We start from the raw sequence: 18,267 nt of genomic DNA, 5'->3' as shown, positions 1-18,267 counted from the left end.
GGCTGGCCGTACTCCTTCGTGGTGGCCTTGGAGGAAGGCCGCAGTTCGTGGACCGCGCCACTGGATGCGCTCCGGCTGACGCCTGGGGATGATCTAGCCGCGGTGACCGCTGCCCAGCTGCGCGAGGTGGTCGAGCGGCTGATGGCCGCTGGGCATTGGCGGGTCGGCGACCCAGACATCCTGATCGTGGTCGTCCTGCTCACCGGCGCCTTCCTCGCGTTTTTCTACACGCCGAGCGACCGGGTGATCTATGACGGCTCCTACGAGCCGCTGCGCGGAGTCGAGATGAGCGCCGCTTACGCCGCGGAGCTGACGACCAGGTTCGAGGTGCGTGGTGGCCTGCTCATGCAGCAGCTGCACCAGTGGTCATCTCTGGTTTTCCTGGCGGGAATCGTCCTGCGCGCAGTGCCCACCCGTGCGTTCCGCCAGTTGTTGCCCGGGCTCGCGCTGCTGGGACTGGGCGTGCTCACCATGGTCGCCGGCTATGCGCTGGCCGAAGACCTGACTGTCGGGGAAACCCTGGGGGATGTGCCGATCCCCTGGTGGTATGGCATACATCTGCTGCTGACACTCGTGACGGCAGCCGTCCTGGTGATCGTCTGGCGACAGACAACAACCCGGTGGCCCAAGAGGGCTACTTCGTGATGGCCTGCCTCGGCCTCACGTTGGCGGCAGTCGTTTCCTCGTTCATCTGAAACCGTATGCCCTCGGTGGCCTGCGGCAGGCACTGTAGACCACCGCTTGCTCCCATCCTGCGCGGCAGATGTCTGGTCGGCGCGCAGTTCACGCAGGTCCGGGATGTGGTTGTAGAGCGTGCCCACCGAGACGCCGAGCAGTCGGGCGATCGAGGGGAGCGAGTGCTCGGGGTAAGGCAGCAGGCCTGGGCCGCCCGCAGGATCTCCGGCGTCACCACCGTGGGTCGGCCACCGACCCGGCCGAGGGACTTCGCGGGTGCCGGTGACGATGAGCTCGCGGATGAACTCGGCCAGCGCGGTGAAGACGTGGGACCAGCCGGCCGCCCGGGGTGGTGGTGTCGAGGTTCTCGTGCAGCGAGGTGAAGCCGATCTCGCGGCGGCGCAGCTCGCCGACCAGGGCGCTGTGGGTTCGACTGGTCAGGCGCCGCCATCCGCGCCGTCTTCGGCACAGGCTCGGTCCGGCTCTGATGCGAACAGCTCCAACTGCTCGCCGGGGGGTTCGGCGTGGGTGAGTTTCTGGCATCGGCTGGACATGCGGGCGAAGACGCTGATGATCATTTTTGATCATCGTTCGGCGCTCCTCGCCGACGAAGTGACCACTGGTTGTGGTGCCATTACGTCGAGTTCACTGCTCTGAGTTTCCGCTCGGCTCTGTCGTCGGTATCTGCCGGGTGCGATGCCGTACTCCCGCTTGAAGGCGGTGGCGAAGGCGAACTCCGAGGTGTAGCCGATCCGGGTGGCCACCTCGCCGAGCGGGGCGTCGGACTCGCGGAGAAGCCGGGCGGCGGTGGTCATGCGCCACCAGGTCAGGTAGGTGAGGGGCGGCTGGCCGATCAGAGTGGTGAAGCGCCGGGAGAAAGCCGCCCGCGACAGTCCCGCCCGGGTGCCGAGTGTGCCAACCGTCCAGGGGAGTGCGGGGTCACGGTGGAGGGCGTGCAGCGCGGCGCTGATCGCCGGGTCACCCAGTGCCGCAGCCCAGCCGGTGGTCGTGCCGCGTTCGGACTGTTCGTCGAACCAGGCCCGCAGAATGTAGAGCAGCAGCATGTCGAGCAGGGCGGGCACGACGGTGTCCACGCCAAGACGAGGGTTGTCGAGTTCGCCGCCGAGAAGGTCGACGGCGGCGCGCAGTTCGGAGCGGTGCCCGAGGCGGGCAGGCAGGTGGACGATCTCGGGCAGGTCACCCAGAAGCGGATGGGCTCGGCTGGGATCGAGCCGGTATCCACCGCAGAGGGTCACGGTAACCGCCTGCGAGCCGTCGTGGCCGGTCTTCCCCACGGTTGCGGAGGCGTAGCGGTCTTCGAAGCGAGGGTCGTTCAGTGGGTCGCAGACGGGCTCGGTCAGCGGGGTGGTAGGGCTGTCGGCGAGCGCGTAACCGCTTCCGTGGGGCAGGAACACCACGTCACCCACGTTCAACGCGATGGGGGCGCCGCTGTCCGGGGGGACCAGCCGGCATGATCCCTGCAGGACCACTTGAAAGCCGGCGGAACCACGCACGGTGGGGAAGCGCTGCCCCCAGGGGGCGTGCCACTGAACGCGCGCCGAGCGGGGTTCCCCGGCGCGCATCGCAGCGATCACATCGCTGAGTACATCCACAGAGAAAGTCTATCTCGACAGCCCTACGAAGACGCATACGTATAAATACGAGACCTTCACGCATTGGATGTCTTTCCTCGTCCCCATACGGTTGAGCACACACGAAATGATCAACCGTTGGGAGCACTTCATGCCTGAGCAACGCAAGATTCTGGTCATCGGGGCGACCGGCACGGTCGGCCGGCAGGTCGTGGCGCAGCTGCTGGAGGCGGGGGTCGAGGTTCGTGCGCTGGCCCGCGATCCCGAAACGGCCGGCCTTCCGAACGGCGCCGAGGTCGTGCGGGGCGACCTGGCCGATCCGGACACCCTGCACACGCCCCTGAATGGGGTCGAGGCCGTGTTTCTCCTCTGGCCGTTCGCCACGGCCGAGGGGATGCCCGCGGTTCTGGATGCGGTCGCCACGCATGCCCGCCGCGTCGTCTACCTGTCTTCGGCGGCCGTACGCGACCACGAACAACAGGTCGAGCAGCTGATTGAGCGGTCCGGGCTGGAATGGACGTTCCTGCGGCCGCACGCCTTCGCGGCCAACGCCCTGCGGTGGGCCGGGCAGATCCGCGCCGAAGCAGTCGTGCGCGAGCCGTACGGCGCGGCCGCCCTGCCCCCGCTGCACGAGCGGGACCTCGCGGCGGTCGCGGTGCACGCACTCATCGGCGACGGGCCCAACGGCGCGATCTACGAGCTGACCGGGCCCGAGATACTGACCCAGGCCGAACAGGCGAGCATCATCGGAGAGGTGATCGGCCGCCCGGTGCGCTGGGGGGAGACCTCGCCGCAGACCGCGCGGCAGCAGATGCTCACCCAGGGCTGGCCACCCGCGGCCGTGGACGGCATCCTCCAAGCCCAGGCCGAGATGGTGACCGAGCCGAAAGCGGCCACGGCCACGGTGGCAGAGGTCACCGGAGCCCCGGCACGCACGTTCCGCACCTGGGTGAGCGACCACGCGGGCGAGTTCAGCGACACCATGAAGGCCGCCCGCATCCACGAGTACGGCGATGCCTCCGTCATCCGATACGAAGAAGTACCGCGGCCCGCTCCCGGGCCGGGCGAGGTCCTGATCCAGGTCGCTGCCACCTCGTTCAACCCTTCGGAGATGGCGCTGCGGTCGGGGACGCTGCGAGCTGTGCTGCCGGTGGACCTGCCCTACATCCTCGGCTGGGACGTCTCCGGCACGATCGTCGAGGTCGGCGACGACGTGGAGGGGTTGGCCGTGGGCGACCCGGTCATCGGCCGTCTCGACGCGGGCGGCGCCGCGGCCGAGTACGTCGCCGCCCCGGCCGGCGTGCTGGCCAAGGCGCCTGTCACTGTTCCCCTCACCGACGCGGCCGCGATCCCGGTCGCCGCGCTCACCGCCTGGCAGGTGCTGTTCGAGCAGGCCCACATCACCACGGGCCAGCGCGTGCTCATCAACGGCGCCGGTGGCGGCGTGGGAGTGTTCGCCGTCCAGCTCGCCAGGCACGCCGGTGCGACAGTGGTCGCCACGGCCAGCGACCGCAGCGCCGCGGCGGTCCGAAAGTACGGCGCCGACCAGATCATCGACTACACGACCACCGCTCTCGCAGATGCGCTGGACGGCCCGGTCGATGCCGTCGTCAACCTCGCTCCGATCTCCCCCGAGGCCGCGGCGAACCTGGTCTCCTTCCTGCGGCCGGGCGGCGTCATCGCCTCCGTCGCCACCCCCATCGAGCCGCCCGCTGACGCCGATGTCACCGCCCTCCACATGGTCGCCGGCAACGACGCCAAGCAACTGAGCGAGATCGTCGAACTCCTCGACGCCGGCGCGCTCATCGTCGACGTCGCCGAATCGCACCCGCTGTCTAACCTCGCGCTGGTCCACCGCAGGAGCGAGGCGGGCCAGACCCACGGCAAGATCACCATCTTCCCCTGAACGCAAGCATCTCGGACCCGGTACCACGGCGTCCGAAGAAAGGGAATCGTCATGACCGAGATTGCGATCATCATCGGGAGCACGCGGCCAGGGCGCAACGGGGAGGCCGTGGCCCGCTGGGTGCACGACATCGCCACCAAGCGCCAGGACGCCGAGTTTGAGCTGGTGGATCTCAAAGATTTCAGCCTGCCGCATCTGGATGAGGTGATGCCGGCGGCGATGGGGCAGTACAGCCACCCGCACACCAGGGCCTGGGCTGAGACGATCGATTCCTTCGACGGGTACGTGTTCGTGACGCCCGAGTACAACCACTCGACGTCGGGAGCGTTGAAGAACGCGATCGACTTCCTGTACGCGGAGTGGAACAACAAGGCGGCCGGGTTCGTCAGCTACGGCAGCGCCGGTGGCACCCGCGCGGTGGAACACCTACGGCTGGTGATGGGCGAGCTCCAGGTCGCCGACGTGCGCGCCCAGGTCGCGCTGTCGTTGTTCACCGACTTCGAGCATTTCAGCGTCCTGAATCCGGCGGCGCACCAGGAGGACACAGTCACGGCCATGCTGGACCAGGTCGTCGCCTGGAGCGAGGCTTTGCAGCCACTTCGTCGGTAGTCGTTTCGGATACCCCACCTCATTAAGGAACAGATCATGACTACGACGTCCCAGACGTCCCAATCTGTGATGACCGGCACCTCTACTCGGCGCGTCAGAGCCATCGCGGTCGGTGGTGCGGTGCTGGTCACCGGCCTGGTGTGGCTCGCTGCCTACGTGCTGGACATCGATCTCAGGGTCGACCAGCGCAACGGACAACCCCCCATGATCGTGGGCCTGCCGCTCGTCATCGGCTTCACGCTGGCCTTGGCCCTACTCGGCTGGGGTGCGCTCGCTGTGCTGGAGCGGTACATCCGCCGGGCCAGGACCATCTGGACCGTAATTGCCATCGCGGTACTGATGTTGTCCTTTGCACCGATCCTCGGCGTCGAAGCGACCTCCGGCACAAAGAGTGTGCTGTCTCTCATGCACCTGGCAGTGGCGGCCGTGCTCATCCCGATGATGCGACGAAGCGCGCCGAAGCCCCACAGCGCCACTACCTGAAGCGCCACCGGAATCCGCTGTGGGCGGACCGTTCGTTCCACCCGAGCCTGATGGCTTGTCACCTCTGACATTGGTCTACATGATCATGAGGAAGGGCGTCTAACACTCCCGAGCCCCTTCGCTTCGCCGCTGTTGCGGATTCCATTTAGTGGTCTGTGATGAGGGCCTCCAGAGCGGCAGCCTTGTCCGCTTCGGTGGGCAGGGTGATTACGGGCGCGAGAAGTGGCCCCAGCGCTCGCATGGGTTTTGGCTCCACGAGTCGATCTCTGGTGCATGGTCACCAGTGGAACTTGGTCCCACTTGTGGATCGTGGAGCCTTGATCACGGGTGAGTTTTGGCCCCACCCTGGGGGTCATGTGAACGGACATGAAGTTTCCTGGTGGCGGCCAACCTGATCCAGATTGACGGCCGTCAAAACTCCCGCTCGGAGGTCACCGCCTTTCGGAAGGACTTGTCCGATGCCGGTGAGATCATCGTTGCTCCCGTCGTGAAGTGAACCTATGGGGCGGTCAACGCCGTTTCGATCGCCGCTCCGTTTCGCTCCAACCACGCCTCCTGCCGCTTGATCTCGTCGCCGGCGCCCTCCTGCCACATCCGCGCCCAGCCCCCGCCCTGCGCCTCGGCGATCTGCTTCATCGAGAACCACGCCCGCCTCGACCGCATTACGGCCACCTCGACGAGCCGGGAACGATCTGCATCCGACATGCCGTAGGCGTCGGCGAGGATCCGGCAGCGGCGCGGCGCGTCGACGTCCCGTAGCAGCGGATCGGCGTCGACGGGATCACCCAGCGGAGCCCACGAGAGCATCGCGTTGCAGACCTCGTCGACCCTGGAGACTGGCTTGGCCATGTCGAAGTCGATGAGCGCGACGGCCTCGCCGTCCCGGAACACAATGTTGTCAGGTGTGAAGTCCATGTGCCCGACCAGTTCAACCGGATAGGGCGGTGCCGGCGGTATGCCCGGCGGCTCGGTGAACTCGCCGAGTCCCGCGAAGGGCCGAACCCCTTCGGGCAGGACGAAACCGGCGACCGCGTCGTCGTAGGCCCGCACCAGGCGGCCGACCGCAGCCAACCGCGCCTCGTCGGCGACCCACGCGGGTCTCGGCTGCCCGGCGACCTCGCCGGGGACGAATGTCAGCACCTCACGTCCGGCCGCGTCAATGCCGAGAAATCTCGGGGCACCCGCGAACCCGACCACCTCCAGGTGGCGAAGCAAGGCGTGGACGAGCGGAGCGTTGAAACCGACCGGACGCCGCACCGTGTCACCGACGCGCACGACACCCTCGGTGACCTCACCGCCGACCAGCGCGACTTCGGGTTCGGGTTCAGCAGGGTCGAAGTAGGTGGCGGAGCTCATCGCGATTCCCCTCTTCAGTTCGGCCAAGTGTTAGACCGTACTGCGGCGCATGGGCATGATCGAAGTGATTTCCTTGGCCGTCTGCCAGGATTCCTGATGACCGCCGGCCCGGACTCATATGGCCGCCGACCAAGAACCTCTCATGGCCGCTACAGGTCACATGCATGTTGCTGCCCACCCCCGCGGTGAATGAGGGGCGTGAGTAGGTCCCTCTGCGGTCAGCTGGCTGGTTGTTCGTCGTCTTCGCCTTCGTTGTCGAAGTGTTCGAGGCGGCGGCTGGATTGGGCGAGCCGGTAGGACTCCGTGCCGGTCTCCAAGATGGTGGCGTTGAAGGTGAGCCGGTCGACGATGGCCGCGCAGAGGCGGGGGTCGGTGAAAGTCTTGGTCCAGCCGGAGAAGGACTCGTTGGAGGCGATGGCGACGCTGGCGCGTTCCTCACGGTCGGTGAGGACTTGGAACAGCAGGTTGGCTCCGCGTTCGTCGAGTTTCATGTAGCCCAGCTCATCCAGGCAGAGGAGGTCGTAGCGGCCGTAGCGGGCGATGGTCTTGCCCAGGACCAAGTCGTCGGCGGCTTCGACGAGTTCGTTGACCAGCGAGGCTGCCAGCACGTATTTCACGCGATAGCCGGCCATGGCAGCCTCGGCGCCCAGGCCGATGAGCAGGTGGGATTTGCCGGTGCCTGAGTCACCGATCAGGCAGAGTGGGTTTCCGTCACGCACCCACTCGCTTCTGGCCAGCGTGTGGATGAGGGCAGGTTCCACGTTGGGGTTGGCCTCGAAGTCGAAGTCACTCAGCCACTTCTCGCGCGGGAATCCGGCAGCCTTGATCCGCCGTTCGCTGCGGCGGCGGAGCCGATCTTCGCATTCGGCCATCAGTAGCTCGGCCAGGAACCCGCGGTAGGTGAGTTGTTCCTTCTCGGCGGCGTTGGCGGTGGCGACGAACTGGGCACGCATGGTGGGCAGGCGCAACATCCGGCATGCCTGGTCGATGGAGGCTTCGGCGGCCTGTTCGGTCAGACCGCGCTGATGGGTGAGCCGGGGCTGAGGCTGGATGCTGCTCATGAAGACTCTCCTGTCTTGGGTGGATGGGCGCGGCGCAGCAGCCGGTCATAGGCGGCCACCGAGGGCAACGGGCGATCGTCGCCGGGTAGAGCGGCAAGCTTCTTGTGGGTGAGGGAGACGATGTTGTCCGGAAGCGTCACGGGCTTGCCCGTCGGCCGGTCGGCCGCAGTAGCGGAATGGTGGCCAGAGGCGGTCTGGGCCGCACGGCGGGCCTCGATCGCGACCGCGTCGGCTGAAGAGGCGCCGACTTGCAGGGTGGCAGCGATCCCAGCGACCACGTGCTCGTCGGCCATGGTCCGGTGCAGCAGCACTTGGATCAGTTCACGGGTGCCAGCGGCGTCGCCGTGCGCCTCACGCACAGCTGCCCACCAGGCGTCGTGGACCGCCGTGAACTTCCCGGCTTGACGGGCCTGGTCCAAGGCGGTGGAGCCGGGAAGTGCGCCGGGTTTGCGGAGCAAGACCTCCAGGTAATGGTCCAGATCCAGACGAGCGGAGTTCTTGGCGATCAGCCGTTCGTGCCGGGCGATCAACGTCTTGTCGGCGAACACCAGCAGTTCGTTGGAGCGCAGCAACACCCGCACCTGCCGGCCGATGTAGGCGACCGGCACCGAATACCGGTTGGTGCGAACGTTGATCTAGGCGCGCCGATCCACGCGCGGATAGAAGGTCCGTCCGGTCTCAAACGCCCGCTCCGGCAGCGGCGCCAGCAGCGGAGCCTCCACTGCGAAGTACTCGGCCACCGTGCGAGCCCGGGCACCGATGCGGCGCAGGTCGTCCTCAGCGTCCCACCCGGCGATCCGCTCGTTCAGCTCGGCAATGGAGTCGACTTTCGGGATGGGGACCATCCGGTTGCGGCGGAACCGGCCCACCTCACCTTCGACGCCGCCCTTCTCATGAGCTCCGCCTTCGCCGGGCTGGCAGTAGAAGGCATCCAGTTGGTAGTGCGACCGGAACAACGTCCAGCGTTCGTTCTCCACCCTGGCCCGGGAGAATCCCAGCACCTGCGCGACCGCGGCCTTGAGGTTGTCGTAGCGGACCTTGCCGGTCGGCACGCCTCCCAGCATGTTGAACGCGTGCACATGCCCCTCGAAGAACGCCTCCTGCCCCGCCGACAGGCTGACCCGGTGCACCGCCTTGCCGAGTACGACAGCCGGAACACGAACATGTAGCAGGCCGTCATCTCTCCGGCCAAGTCGATGACGACATCCCCGAAGTCGACCTCGGCTTCGACTCCAGGCTTGTGTTCTTGATCGATCGGCACTTCCGCGGGCGGTGCCCGGCCCGCCTCCACTCTGATCTCCGGCCGCCGCCACGACACGTATTCACAGACCGTGGAGTAGGAGATGCCCTCCATCTCATACTCGGCCACCAGCCGGTCGAAGATCCGCTTGCTGGTGTGCTGCTGCTTGCGTGGAGCGTGCAGATCAGCGCGCAGCATCCGGTCGATCGCCGGGGCGGCAGTTTCTTCCGCTGTCGCGGGAACGCCGACGTCAGGGCGTCGCGCACGGTGCGGCGGTGCACGCCGTATTTACGCGCCAGCGCCCGGACTCCCAACCCTCAATCCGGGAATCCCGCCGGATTGCCGCGTAGATCTCCACCTTGCTCATCCGCGCCATCTCGGCTCCTCCGCCACACAGAGCACATGAAGCGTCTCACCGCAACGACAGTAGTGGAGCCAAAACTCACCGGAACGTCGCCGATCCGCTACAGAAAGCCATCCGATGGGGCCAGAAACCGTCCGTAGATGGAGCCAACTCACCCGCTAGAAACCAGGCAGGGCGTAGCGGCGGGTGGTGTCCAGAGAGCCGTGGCCGAGAAGCTCGGCGATCAGGATGCGGCGGCCGTTCTTCAGGTGGCGGCGGAAGTCGCGCACTGCGCCGGTAGCGGCGATGGGGTCGGTGAGCGAGTCGCCGTCGAGTGCGTCGACGTCAGCTTGCTCAGCGAGCCAGGCCAGGTAGCCGCGCAGCCGGGAGTGGTACTTAATTTTGCTGGAGTCAGCCAGCGGTGAGTGATCGAGCGCGGTGGCGTAGTCGTCGAGGATCGCCGCATACGGGCCGGGGAGCAGGACGGTCCGGGACCGGGTTGTGTTTCCGGAAGCTGTGCAGGGGGCTTGCTCGAGCTCTGGGATTGTGTTTCCGGAAGTCTCCCGGAGACTACTTCCGGAATTGCGGCATTCCGGAAGTAGCGCAGGATCGGTTGCGCCTTCGCCCGGGCGTTTGACCTCAACTGTGGTTGAGATTGCACGATGGCGGCCGGGGCGTCGCCCCTGCATCCGACCTTGAGGAGTGTGTTCATGAGCACCGATTCCGGTTTCTATTCGATCATCGACTATACCGTTGATGGCCTTGACACACAGCGTGAGCTTGTGGAGGCGTTCGCGGAGATCCAGGAGCGGTGGGTGCGCTTCAATCCCGGCTATCGCTCGGCTCGTTTCCATGTGAGCACGGACGGGACCCGGGTGTACAACATCGTGCACTGGGCGAGCGAGGCGGACTACCGCCACTTCGTGGAGACCTCCGACACCGATGGCCGGATGGCCGCCATCGGTAGGACGCTGGAAGGCCTGTCCGGTAAGGCCGAACCACGCATGACCGGGGTGCCCACCTACACCGTCGTCCGCGAAGTCGGTCCTGGGCCGCAGCGCCTCGATGCCTGATCGTCCGATCCCTGCCGGCGGGCGGCTGTACCCGTCGGCAGCCCGCCGCCGGGTTGCCGAACTCGCTCCATCAACCACGATCACTGTGCGGGACATTCATGAAGCTTGAGATATACGCCGATGTGCTGTGCCCCTGGTGCTACATCGGCAAGAGACGCCTGACGGCCGCCTTGGCCCAGCAGCCCGGCCGCAACAGCATCGAGATCGTCTGGCGCGCCTACGAGCTCGCGCCGGACGAAGGCCGGACGCCCGGGCCGACCGCCGCGGAGGCCATGGCCGGCTGGTGGGGCGAGCAGGCGCCCGCCCGCATCGCCCGGATCCGGTCACTGGGCGCGGCGGAAGGCCTGGAGCTGAACCTGCATCTGGCCCGCCCGGTGAACACCTTCGACGCGCACCGGCTGGTCAAGCTCGCCGCCGACCGCGGCCGGGCCGACCAGATGATGGATCTGCTTCTGCGCGCGTACCACACCGAGGGGCACAACGTGGCCGACGCGCAGGTCCTGCAGCGCCTCGGCGGCGAGGCCGGGCTGGACACCAGGGAGGTGCGCACTGTGCTGGACGGCGACGACTACGCCGACGAGGTATGCGACGACCGGCGCCACGCGGCAGAGCACGGCATCACCGGCGTGCCCAGTCTCGTGATCGACGGCCGCCCGCCGGTCTCCGGAGTCCAGCCCGTCGCCGATCTGCACGTGCTCCTGCGGACCGACCCGACCGGCTCACACGGCGTTCTGACCATCCCTGACCGGCCTGACTGACGGACGACTCCGGTCACGCCTGTTGCACCATCTCGGCATCTCTTTCTGGGGGTGGACCGGTCGGGTCGCCCCGGGCCTCTCAGCCCGGGGCTCCTACAGAACCGTGCGTAACAATCTCTCGTTGCACGGCTCTTGTCGTCCTGGTCACCAGGCCGTCGGGACCGTGTTCACCCAGATCCAGTGAGCGAAGAACCGTGGCCGCGACTTCACGACCATCTCCCACCGGGCTTGGGCCTTCTTACGGCCCCTGAGCCGCTTGTACTTGTTGCGCGACCACCGCATCAGGTAGGCGTTGATGCGGGCCAGGAGGGGATACAGCGCGGAGCGGTAGAACGCACCGTAGTACTGCATCCAGCCCCGCACGACCGGATTGATCCGCCGTGCGAGGTCGTGTTCGGAGGACCCGGCGCGATGGTGAAGCCGTCAGGCTCGCACCGTCGCGCTCATCTGTTTCAAGGCTTCCTTGCTGACCGCCGGGTTGAAGCCACATCGCATCTTCCCGGCCTTGGTCCGGACCCCTCGCGGCCGGAAGGTGAACCCCAGGAACGTAAACGACGTGTGCTCATGCGAGCCGCGCCGCCGGTCGTCCTTGCAGTACACGATCCGGGTCTTGTCCGGGTGCAGTTCCAGCCCGACCTCGGCCATCAGCAGCACGCGGGCCGACGATCGAGAGATCATCTTGTACATAGAAACGATCATATGGAGGGTGGTGATACCGGTCGGCACGCTCGGAAAGTCGCTCGACAGAGGGAGTCGCGCCTTCCAAGTCCCATTCACACAGCCACCGGGTCCGGGCCGGCCGGGACGGCGAGATGCGGGACGGGCGCCGCTCGGGGGGAGTGGCCGGGATTCTGGTACGCCTGGGTGCGATCACTCCACGGACCGTGCGGGCGGGGCATTCGCCGGGCCGGTCGGGTCAAGAGCCGTGAGGTGGGCTCGGGCGTACGTGCGGAAGATCGCCACGGGGCCGTTGCGGTCGCGGGCGCGGGTCGCCGTACGACGTGGCTGGGCTCGACGCCCTCAAGCGGGACCGTGGTGAGGTCGGGCCCAGAGTGTGGCCCGTGGCTCGACACAGGGTAAGGAGTTGATGCTCATCAGCGAGTGCAGACCCATCATTGCCATGGCATTTGCGGGCTTTTGGCGCAGAAAGCATCGCAGATGAGTGTAGGAGTCGATGGCCGGGGGTATGGGCAGGTCAGGCGGATCAGACGAGGAGAGCCTGTGGAGTCCACGTCGACCGATCGTGCTGTCGACGGCCGGGTGCCCCTGTCGGGGGCGCTGCGCGAGCCGGCCTGGTTGAGCGTGGCCGCGCTGCGGTCGATGCCGCAGCGGGAACTGACGGTGAGCTTCGAGTGCCGCACCTCCGGGGTGCGGCGTCACTACTTCAGCGGGCCGCTGCTGGTGGAGGTGCTGCGGGCGGCGGGGCCGCTGTTCGATGCGGACGAGCGCAAGGACCGGCTGCGCTTCCTGGTCTCGGTGCTGGGCCGCGACGGACATCGTGCGGTGCTGTCGTGGGGGGAGATCGACCCGGAGTTCGGTGACACCGCGGCGCTGCTGGCCGTCAGCATGGACTGCCGTGACCTCGACGAGGAGGGCCCGCACCTGGTGGTGCCGGGTGACCGGTGCGGTGGCTGGCACATCAGCCGGATCGCGGAGATCAAGGTATGCGCCGATGACCGGTTACGGCGTTGAGGGGCCGCACACGCAGCCGGTCGCGACGTCGGTCCGGTGCGAGACGACGTACGGCCCGGCGTGGCCGTGGTGGCGGTCGCGTTCGCGGGTGATGCGGTAGCCGGCCTTTCGCGCCCGTCCAGGTCGGGGCCGGAGACCAGGCACGGGGCGGCGCGTCCGAAAGAGAGCCGGCCGCGATCCGGAGCCGTCGGTGGCGGTCATCGACAGCCAGAGTGTCATGGGCGTCGACACGGTCGGCACCGGCAGCCGCGGCTACGACGCAGGCAAGAAGATCAACGGTCGCAAGCGGTCCGTGGCCACCGACACCTCGGTCTGCTGCCGGTGACGATGGTGCGGGCGGTGATGCCCAGTGCGCGCAGGCCCGGGTCGAGCACGGCGACTTGGATGAGCTCTGGTGGGGTGCGCAGCCCGAGCCGATGGTGCAGGCGCATGCGGGCGGAGACCGGTGAGGTGTCGCCGGCTGTGGTGTCGGGGGCGGTGGGGTCTTCGCGGGTTCCGATCAGGGCCAGCACCAGGACGTGGCGCTGGAGGAGCCACTTGGTGTCGATTCCTTCGATGGGCAACTGCCGCAGCAGCAGTCCTGAGGTGGGGTGAGTGCGCAGCCAGCCGACGGTGTCGATCAGTTTCTGATAGTCGCGTCCGTCGAGGTCGGTGATGCGGCGGATGACGCCTTCGAAGACCGCTGCAGGGAAGAGGTGTTGCAGACGGGTCAAGCGCTGGCCGCAGCGCTGTCATGTTCGCTGCGTGTGGGGGTGAAGCGCCGCCGCCTGGCCAGGGTGGGCCAGAAGAAGGGTCTTGGGCATGGGGTGGGTGGCGGTGGGGAAGCGGAGGTGGGCGTACTCGACGGTGCCGGCGCCTTGGTAGTTCTCCCACAGCGCGGCCCAGGCGTGGCAGGCGACGGGGTCGGCGGATCGTTCGGCGGTGCTGGGCGGGTGCAGGCTGATGCGCATCGGCCATTGGCCGCGAGCCCAGTCGGGGTTGTTGCGTTCGAATCGGACACGCACCAAGCGCGCCACGCTCAACACCGACGCCCCCTGCAGTCATCGATCGGGTGTCATCTTGCAGCCGCCGATAAAGATCAACAAGAAAGATCGCGTAAGGATCGAAGACACCCTCTGAACACGGATACAGCGCGATCAGGCGGCGCTCTCGACAAGGGTGCTGGTGACCATGCGGAGCTGACAGCGGAGCCAGGCGTGTCCCTGATCGGCCGCGTGGCGTGGATGCCAGGCCATGCCAATCGCCATCGGGGGCACGTCCAACGGGATGGGGAAGGCTCGCAGGCCCAGCGCGGTGAGAGCCTGACCGAACCATCCGTCGATCGTCAGACAGACGAGGTCGCTGGTGGTAGCCAGCATCATGGCGGTGGTGTGGCCGGGAACGACAGCGGCCACTCGGCGACGCAGACCATGCTTGGCCAGCGCAGCGTCGATGGGACCGCGCAATCTCCCGCGACGTGAGATGCCGATGTGCGGCGCCTGCGCGAAGCGCTGCGGGGTGATGGGCTCGGCGAACAGCGGGTGGCCTTCCCTGGCCACGGCCACCATGGCAACGCGGGCCAGCGGTTCGGTGCGGATCTCGGGGTCAAGATCACCCAGCACGCCGAGCTCGATGTCCACCTCGCCCTGCCGCAGCGCGGGGCCTCCCTCCAGCGCCTCGGGTGCGAACACCACGTCCGCCTGCGGAGCCTGAGCGTTGACCCGTTCCATGAGCGGTGCGCCCAGACCGGTCAACAACAGGTCACTGGCCTGGATGGTGAAGGTCCTGCGCAGCTGGGCGAGGTCCAGCGCGGGCGCGGGCGCGAGCAGAGCTTCGGATCGTTGCAGGAGCGTCCGTACCTCCTCGCGCAGTTCCAGTGCTCGCGGAGTGGGGACGAGGCGCTGCCCTGCGCGGACGAGAAGAGGATCGCCCAGTACGCGACGCAGGGTGGCGAGCTTGCGACTGGCCGCGGCAGGTGAGGTCCCCAGCCGCTCGGCTGCCCCGGTCACGCTGACCTCGTGCAGAAGGGCGTCGAGCGCCGCCAGCAGGTTCAGATCCATGAGCAGCCCCGTCCGATTTGCGCTGAGCGGAAACATTATGTGCCTATCTTTGCATTGTCTGGCGGTATGCGGCTCTTCGAGACTGGCCTGGCACATCCCCCACGACGAGGAGAACCTGATGACGTATGACGCACGAGCCGAGCGGGAAGGCGATGTCCTGGCGGTGGTAAGCCAGAGCGGCCCGACGGTGTCGTTCTTCGACGCGGCCGACCACCGGCTGCTGGGCGTGCTCGATGTCCTGGCTGAGCCGCACGAGTTGTGCCTCGACCCGGCACGGCGCCTGCTGTGGTGCACGCACAGCTACCACGCGGGCTACTACCACGCCAACAGCGGCCGACGTAGCGAGATCACCCTTGTCGACCCCGACGAGCGCCGCATCGTGGACGTGATCGACCTGACGCCCGAGCACGCACCGCATGGGCTCGCCATCGACGCCGCCCGGGACCTGCTGTACGTCAGCGTCGAAGGGGCCGAGGACCGGCCGGGCGCTGTCATAGTCGTCGACCTCGCCGCCCGCAAGCCCATCGGCCGCATCGGCACCGGCGCCAAGGGCCCGCACTGGTTCGTCATCAGCCCGGACGGCAACACAGGCTACGCCAGCAACAAAGAGGCACCATACGTGTCGGTGGTGGATCTGCGTACCGGCACAATGACGGCCAAGGTGGAAGTGCCCGGCAGCGAGGGCCTGGCCGTCTCCGGCGACGGCGGCAAGGTCTTCGTCGCCGCCCCGTACGGCTCCTTCGCCGCCCCCGGAGCGTCGGCGGCGCCCGGCATCCGCGTCATCGACACCGCCACGGCGTCGATCACCGAGGTCCTGCCCACCGGCGCCGTGACGTTCCCCGTCCACGTCACCACCACCGGACGGCTGCTCACGGGCGAACTGCGTATGGAACCTGCTACCGACTCCCAGCTCGGCCGCCAGGCACCTGGTCGGCTCACCGTGTTCGACGCGCACGACCACCGGCCGTTGGGCAGCATCGAGATCGGACACTTCCCGCTGACGATCACCTCCTCCCCGGACGGCCGGCTCGGCTACGTCTCCTGCGTGTCCTCCTCCACGGTGGACATCGTGGATCTGGAGGAGATGCGCCGGCTGGAGCAGCTGAAGATTCCCAAGCGCGGCGAGCCGGGCGCACACGGCCTGGCCTACATCCCCCGCCAGACATCGTGAACACGAGCCGGCCCACGACCGCGACCAGGCGGGAGCAAGCGATCGACAACATGGCGTCCGCCTGACGTCGGCCGTCGCGGCCCGCCGCGCGCTCGACCCGTTCTCCGATCGCATGAGCGGTCTCGATCTGGCCGCCGGGTACACCGTGCAACGCCGCCTGCGCGGCACGGCTGGCGGCCTGGCAAGCTGGAAACTGGGGCTCACCTCGCGCGCCAAGCAGGCCCAGGTCGACCTCGACGCCCCCGTATACGGCTTCCTGGAACCTGCTCGCGCGCTGGGGCCCGGTCAACCTCCGGACATCGTCGCGCTGATCCAGCCGCGCGCCGAACCGGAGATCGTGTTCCTGCTCGGCGCCGACCTGGAGGGACCCGGCGTCACGGCGGACGACGTACTCGCCGTCACCTCGGCCGTGGCCGTAGGACTGGAGATCCTCGACTCCCGTCCCGCTACCACGACTACCGCTTCACCGTTGCCGACGTCGTGGCCGACGACGTCTCGGCGGGCCGCTACCTGGTCGGCCCGCCGGTGCCCGCGGACGACATCGACCTGAGCGCGGTCGGGGTGGAGTTCGAGAAGAATGGCGACCTGGTCGCCACCACGACGGGAGCCGCCGCCACGGGCTATCCGGCTACGGCCGTGGCGTGGCCGGCCCGTCAGCTCCAGGCCGAAGGCGAGAGGCCGCGCGCCGGGCAGATCGTCTTCTCCGGCGGCCTGACCGCGGCCACGCCCCTGGCGCCAGGCGACGTCCTCACCGCCCGCATCGGCCGGCCCGGCACGCTCATGCTGGCCGGTACGTGAACCAACCGTACGAAGGAGAAACCGCCATGCCCCTGGTCCAAGTCACCGTGGCGCGGGGCCGCCATCCCGAGCAGTTGCACGCACTCGGCGTCGCGCTCACCGACGCCGTACAGGGCGCGCTCGGCGCCGCCCGCGACTCCGTCCGCGTGATCATCACCGAAGCCCCGCCGGAACACTGGTTCACCGGCGGACAGACCCTTGCCGCCCACCGGGGTGGAGATCCGGACGGCGAACGGGCGTGACCGCCACCCCCGCCCCGGTGGCCCACGCCGCCGACCGGCTCAACCACGCCGCACAGGACAGACGGCCGATCCCGCCCGTACGCGATCTCGTCGGCGATCATGACATCGGCACCGCCTACGCCGTACAGCGGGAGCTGACCCGCCGCCGCACGGCGGGCGGGTCGGCGGTGGGTGATGAACACCGGGCCGCGGGTGCGCCCTTTCAGCAGGCGCGGCAACAGCCGGGCGGTGCCGGCATCCCAGTAGACGGTCTCCAGCACGGAGTCCTCCCGCACCTGGCCCCGACGGCGGGGCGTGGCGCGGGCGCCCTGGCCCTCACCCGTATACGGCGCCCGGCCAGGTCCAGGTCCTCGATGTTGAGCCCAGAATCTCTTCGGCACGTCCCGCCGTCTCGTACAGCATCCGGTAGAGGAGCTTCTCCCGCAGACCGACCTCGCGGCGGGCGATCAGCCGGTCGACCGCCATCTTCGGATGCGCCGGGTCTGGCTGTCAGGCACCGCCAACAGCTGCCGCTCCCTGCTGATCGGGTCCACTTGAAGGCTGAACCCGTCCTCGCAGTGCCTCGAGAGTCCGCCGACCGGGTGCGTCCGCATCCTCATACCCACCTGACTGTCGGGATGCGCGCCTTCATCGCCGCAGGCTCGGCCGAGGTCAGGGCGGTGGATATGCCGCTGACCTCCGCCAACCATTCCAGACCCTGTCCGTGGCCATGGGTTCTGAACACCCAAGCGGCGCGTCAAGCTGGACTGCCGCTGAAGATCACGGTCAGTCACTACCACGCCCTCAGCATCGGGAACTCGCGACAGTCGAGCAGCTCCGGGGTGAGCTGGCCGCGTTCGTGGCTGAGGTGTTCGGGGTCCCGGTAGTAATGGCGCAAGAACCAACGGATATGCCTCTCACCTGCGCCTATACAGAGTTCTCCGGCCGGGGCTTCGTCCCGGACGTAACCACACGACGTGCACTGCCGAAACTTGGGAGCGGGGCGAGCAGCCATCACCGCCGGTCGCCTGCGGAAACGCTCTACTCTGCCCCGCTGGTCTGAGTGCGGCCTGCCCCTGGTCTGAATAGCTACATTCTGGCTATATGTCAATACTCTAGGTAGTTGGAGGGGGATCTATGGGACTTCCAAGCGACGGAGAGGTCGGGCGGCTCGTGCCGGGGCCGGGCCGTCACGGCTTCAGCTTGTCGGCCTCCCGGACGTCGTGGAGGTGGATGAGGACGTCGAAGGA

19 protein-coding genes and 4 pseudogenes are annotated in these 18,267 nt (G+C 67.7%); 12 read left to right on the top strand and 11 right to left on the bottom strand.

Going from position 1 to position 18,267, the window contains the following annotated elements; genetic code table 11:
• The coding region (locus ACZ6R6_RS48265) for a transposase (RefSeq protein WP_470104156.1) at positions 1-645 on the top strand (645 nt) is incomplete at its 5' end.
• A gap of 467 nt (positions 646-1,112) precedes the next feature.
• Here the strand turns inward: ACZ6R6_RS48265 and ACZ6R6_RS48260 are convergent.
• Both ACZ6R6_RS48260 and ACZ6R6_RS48255 read right to left on the bottom strand, forming a co-directional pair.
• Positions 1,113-1,253, bottom strand: coding sequence for a hypothetical protein (locus tag ACZ6R6_RS48260; RefSeq protein ID WP_470104154.1), 141 nt, complete (start codon positions 1,251-1,253; stop codon positions 1,113-1,115).
• Between the two features lie 6 nt (positions 1,254-1,259).
• A complete protein-coding gene (locus ACZ6R6_RS48255) occupies positions 1,260-2,288 on the bottom strand; it encodes an AraC family transcriptional regulator (protein ID WP_470104152.1) in 1,029 nt (342 codons plus the stop codon).
• A 130-nt stretch (positions 2,289-2,418) separates the two neighbouring features.
• Between ACZ6R6_RS48255 and ACZ6R6_RS48250 the strand changes: the two genes are divergently transcribed.
• Genes ACZ6R6_RS48250 through ACZ6R6_RS48240 form a run of 3 tightly spaced genes read left to right on the top strand, consistent with a single transcriptional unit; the run spans position 2,419 to position 5,265 of the window.
• Positions 2,419-4,173 carry an NAD(P)H-binding protein gene (locus ACZ6R6_RS48250; RefSeq protein ID WP_470104150.1) on the top strand — a complete coding sequence of 585 codons (1,755 nt, stop codon included), beginning with the start codon at positions 2,419-2,421 and terminating at the stop codon, positions 4,171-4,173.
• Positions 4,174-4,224: 51 nt separating this feature from the next.
• Positions 4,225-4,782, top strand: a complete 558-nt coding sequence (locus ACZ6R6_RS48245) for an NADPH-dependent FMN reductase (protein ID WP_470104149.1) — start codon at positions 4,225-4,227, stop codon at positions 4,780-4,782.
• A 36-nt stretch (positions 4,783-4,818) separates the two neighbouring features.
• Entirely contained in the window at positions 4,819-5,265 is a 447-nt protein-coding gene (locus ACZ6R6_RS48240; RefSeq protein WP_470104147.1) for a DUF6069 family protein, read from the top strand.
• Between the two features lie 498 nt (positions 5,266-5,763).
• Here the strand turns inward: ACZ6R6_RS48240 and ACZ6R6_RS48235 are convergent, their stop codons facing one another.
• The 4 genes and pseudogenes from ACZ6R6_RS48235 to ACZ6R6_RS48220 form a co-directional block, all read right to left on the bottom strand.
• Positions 5,764-6,648, bottom strand: coding sequence for a phosphotransferase (locus tag ACZ6R6_RS48235; RefSeq protein ID WP_470104145.1), 885 nt, complete (start codon positions 6,646-6,648; stop codon positions 5,764-5,766).
• Between the two features lie 191 nt (positions 6,649-6,839).
• Positions 6,840-7,682, bottom strand: coding sequence for an IS21-like element helper ATPase IstB (gene istB, locus ACZ6R6_RS48230; protein WP_470104143.1), 843 nt, complete (start codon positions 7,680-7,682; stop codon positions 6,840-6,842).
• Positions 7,679-9,298: pseudogene (gene istA / locus ACZ6R6_RS48225) on the bottom strand (IS21 family transposase). The gene istB and the pseudogene istA overlap by 4 nt, the downstream one beginning before the upstream one ends.
• 146 nt (positions 9,299-9,444) lie before the next feature.
• Positions 9,445-9,954, bottom strand: a complete 510-nt coding sequence (locus tag ACZ6R6_RS48220) for a hypothetical protein (protein WP_470104141.1) — start codon at positions 9,952-9,954, stop codon at positions 9,445-9,447.
• A 21-nt stretch (positions 9,955-9,975) separates the two neighbouring features.
• Here ACZ6R6_RS48220 and ACZ6R6_RS48215 point away from each other — a divergent pair, with 21 nt between their 5' ends.
• Both ACZ6R6_RS48215 and ACZ6R6_RS48210 read left to right on the top strand, forming a co-directional pair.
• Positions 9,976-10,338, top strand: a complete 363-nt coding sequence (locus ACZ6R6_RS48215) for an antibiotic biosynthesis monooxygenase family protein (protein ID WP_470104139.1) — start codon at positions 9,976-9,978, stop codon at positions 10,336-10,338.
• A 98-nt stretch (positions 10,339-10,436) separates the two neighbouring features.
• Positions 10,437-11,096, top strand: coding sequence for a DsbA family oxidoreductase (locus ACZ6R6_RS48210; protein WP_470104137.1), 660 nt, complete (start codon positions 10,437-10,439; stop codon positions 11,094-11,096).
• Between the two features lie 144 nt (positions 11,097-11,240).
• On the opposite strand, the pseudogene ACZ6R6_RS48205 reads toward ACZ6R6_RS48210, so the two are convergent.
• Both ACZ6R6_RS48205 and ACZ6R6_RS48200 read right to left on the bottom strand, forming a co-directional pair.
• A pseudogene (locus ACZ6R6_RS48205) lies at positions 11,241-11,495 on the bottom strand (group II intron maturase-specific domain-containing protein); the annotation flags it as partial.
• 24 nt (positions 11,496-11,519) lie between these two features.
• Entirely contained in the window at positions 11,520-11,822 is a 303-nt protein-coding gene (locus tag ACZ6R6_RS48200) for a hypothetical protein (protein ID WP_470104135.1), read from the bottom strand.
• A gap of 495 nt (positions 11,823-12,317) precedes the next feature.
• Here ACZ6R6_RS48200 and ACZ6R6_RS48195 point away from each other — a divergent pair, with 495 nt between their 5' ends.
• The gene (locus tag ACZ6R6_RS48195) at positions 12,318-12,788 is read left to right on the top strand and encodes a molybdopterin-binding protein (RefSeq protein ID WP_470104133.1); all 471 of its coding nucleotides are present in this window, start codon (positions 12,318-12,320) and stop codon (positions 12,786-12,788) included.
• 157 nt (positions 12,789-12,945) lie between these two features.
• Positions 12,946-13,095 (top strand): annotated as a pseudogene (locus tag ACZ6R6_RS48190) (transposase); the annotation flags it as partial.
• Here ACZ6R6_RS48190 and ACZ6R6_RS48185 read toward each other — a convergent pair.
• Both ACZ6R6_RS48185 and ACZ6R6_RS48180 read right to left on the bottom strand, forming a co-directional pair.
• Positions 13,061-13,792, bottom strand: a pseudogene (locus ACZ6R6_RS48185) (DUF3322 domain-containing protein). The pseudogenes ACZ6R6_RS48190 and ACZ6R6_RS48185 sit on opposite strands and share 35 nt — an antisense overlap.
• A gap of 132 nt (positions 13,793-13,924) precedes the next feature.
• Positions 13,925-14,827 (bottom strand): LysR family transcriptional regulator, encoded by a 903-nt coding sequence (locus tag ACZ6R6_RS48180; protein ID WP_470104131.1) that lies wholly within the window; start codon positions 14,825-14,827, stop codon positions 13,925-13,927.
• Positions 14,828-14,945: 118 nt separating this feature from the next.
• On the opposite strand from ACZ6R6_RS48180, the gene ACZ6R6_RS48175 reads away from it, so the two are divergent.
• From ACZ6R6_RS48175 to ACZ6R6_RS48160, 4 genes are all read left to right on the top strand, one after another.
• Positions 14,946-15,998 (top strand): YncE family protein, encoded by a 1,053-nt coding sequence (locus ACZ6R6_RS48175; protein ID WP_470104130.1) that lies wholly within the window; start codon positions 14,946-14,948, stop codon positions 15,996-15,998.
• Positions 15,999-16,110: 112 nt separating this feature from the next.
• A complete protein-coding gene (locus ACZ6R6_RS48170) occupies positions 16,111-16,548 on the top strand; it encodes a hypothetical protein (RefSeq protein WP_470104129.1) in 438 nt (145 codons plus the stop codon).
• Positions 16,479-16,796 carry a hypothetical protein gene (locus ACZ6R6_RS48165; RefSeq protein WP_470104128.1) on the top strand — a complete coding sequence of 106 codons (318 nt, stop codon included), beginning with the start codon at positions 16,479-16,481 and terminating at the stop codon, positions 16,794-16,796. Before ACZ6R6_RS48170 ends, ACZ6R6_RS48165 begins: the two co-directional genes overlap by 70 nt.
• A gap of 26 nt (positions 16,797-16,822) precedes the next feature.
• On the top strand, positions 16,823-17,038 hold the full coding sequence (locus ACZ6R6_RS48160) for a tautomerase family protein (protein ID WP_470104127.1): 216 nt from the start codon (positions 16,823-16,825) through the stop codon (positions 17,036-17,038).
• A gap of 315 nt (positions 17,039-17,353) precedes the next feature.
• Here the strand turns inward: ACZ6R6_RS48160 and ACZ6R6_RS48155 are convergent, their stop codons facing one another.
• Positions 17,354-17,503 (bottom strand): hypothetical protein, encoded by a 150-nt coding sequence (locus ACZ6R6_RS48155; RefSeq protein WP_470104126.1) that lies wholly within the window; start codon positions 17,501-17,503, stop codon positions 17,354-17,356.
• Positions 17,504-18,267 lie beyond the last annotated feature (764 nt).

The sequence above is a fragment of the Streptosporangium sp. NPDC048886 genome (assembly GCF_055586905.1).
Note: the sequence above shows the minus strand (reverse complement) of the source record. Positions and strands in the feature narration are given on the sequence as shown.

Excerpts from the sequence above, each read along its gene's own strand:
- ACZ6R6_RS48260 (WP_470104154.1), bottom strand. The coding sequence starts at position 1,253 with ATGATCATCAGCGTCTTCGCCCGCATGTCCAGCCGATGCCAGAAACTC.
- ACZ6R6_RS48250 (WP_470104150.1), top strand. The coding sequence starts at position 2,419 with ATGCCTGAGCAACGCAAGATTCTGGTCATCGGGGCGACCGGCACGGTC.
- ACZ6R6_RS48245 (WP_470104149.1), top strand. The coding sequence starts at position 4,225 with ATGACCGAGATTGCGATCATCATCGGGAGCACGCGGCCAGGGCGCAAC.
- ACZ6R6_RS48240 (WP_470104147.1), top strand. The coding sequence starts at position 4,819 with ATGACTACGACGTCCCAGACGTCCCAATCTGTGATGACCGGCACCTCT.
- istB (WP_470104143.1), bottom strand. The coding sequence starts at position 7,682 with ATGAGCAGCATCCAGCCTCAGCCCCGGCTCACCCATCAGCGCGGTCTG.
- ACZ6R6_RS48220 (WP_470104141.1), bottom strand. The coding sequence starts at position 9,954 with ATGCAGGGGCGACGCCCCGGCCGCCATCGTGCAATCTCAACCACAGTT.
- ACZ6R6_RS48215 (WP_470104139.1), top strand. The coding sequence starts at position 9,976 with ATGAGCACCGATTCCGGTTTCTATTCGATCATCGACTATACCGTTGAT.
- ACZ6R6_RS48210 (WP_470104137.1), top strand. The coding sequence starts at position 10,437 with ATGAAGCTTGAGATATACGCCGATGTGCTGTGCCCCTGGTGCTACATC.
- ACZ6R6_RS48180 (WP_470104131.1), bottom strand. The coding sequence starts at position 14,827 with ATGGATCTGAACCTGCTGGCGGCGCTCGACGCCCTTCTGCACGAGGTC.
- ACZ6R6_RS48175 (WP_470104130.1), top strand. The coding sequence starts at position 14,946 with ATGACGTATGACGCACGAGCCGAGCGGGAAGGCGATGTCCTGGCGGTG.
- ACZ6R6_RS48170 (WP_470104129.1), top strand. The coding sequence starts at position 16,111 with ATGAGCGGTCTCGATCTGGCCGCCGGGTACACCGTGCAACGCCGCCTG.
- ACZ6R6_RS48160 (WP_470104127.1), top strand. The coding sequence starts at position 16,823 with ATGCCCCTGGTCCAAGTCACCGTGGCGCGGGGCCGCCATCCCGAGCAG.
- ACZ6R6_RS48155 (WP_470104126.1), bottom strand. The coding sequence starts at position 17,503 with ATGGCGGTCGACCGGCTGATCGCCCGCCGCGAGGTCGGTCTGCGGGAG.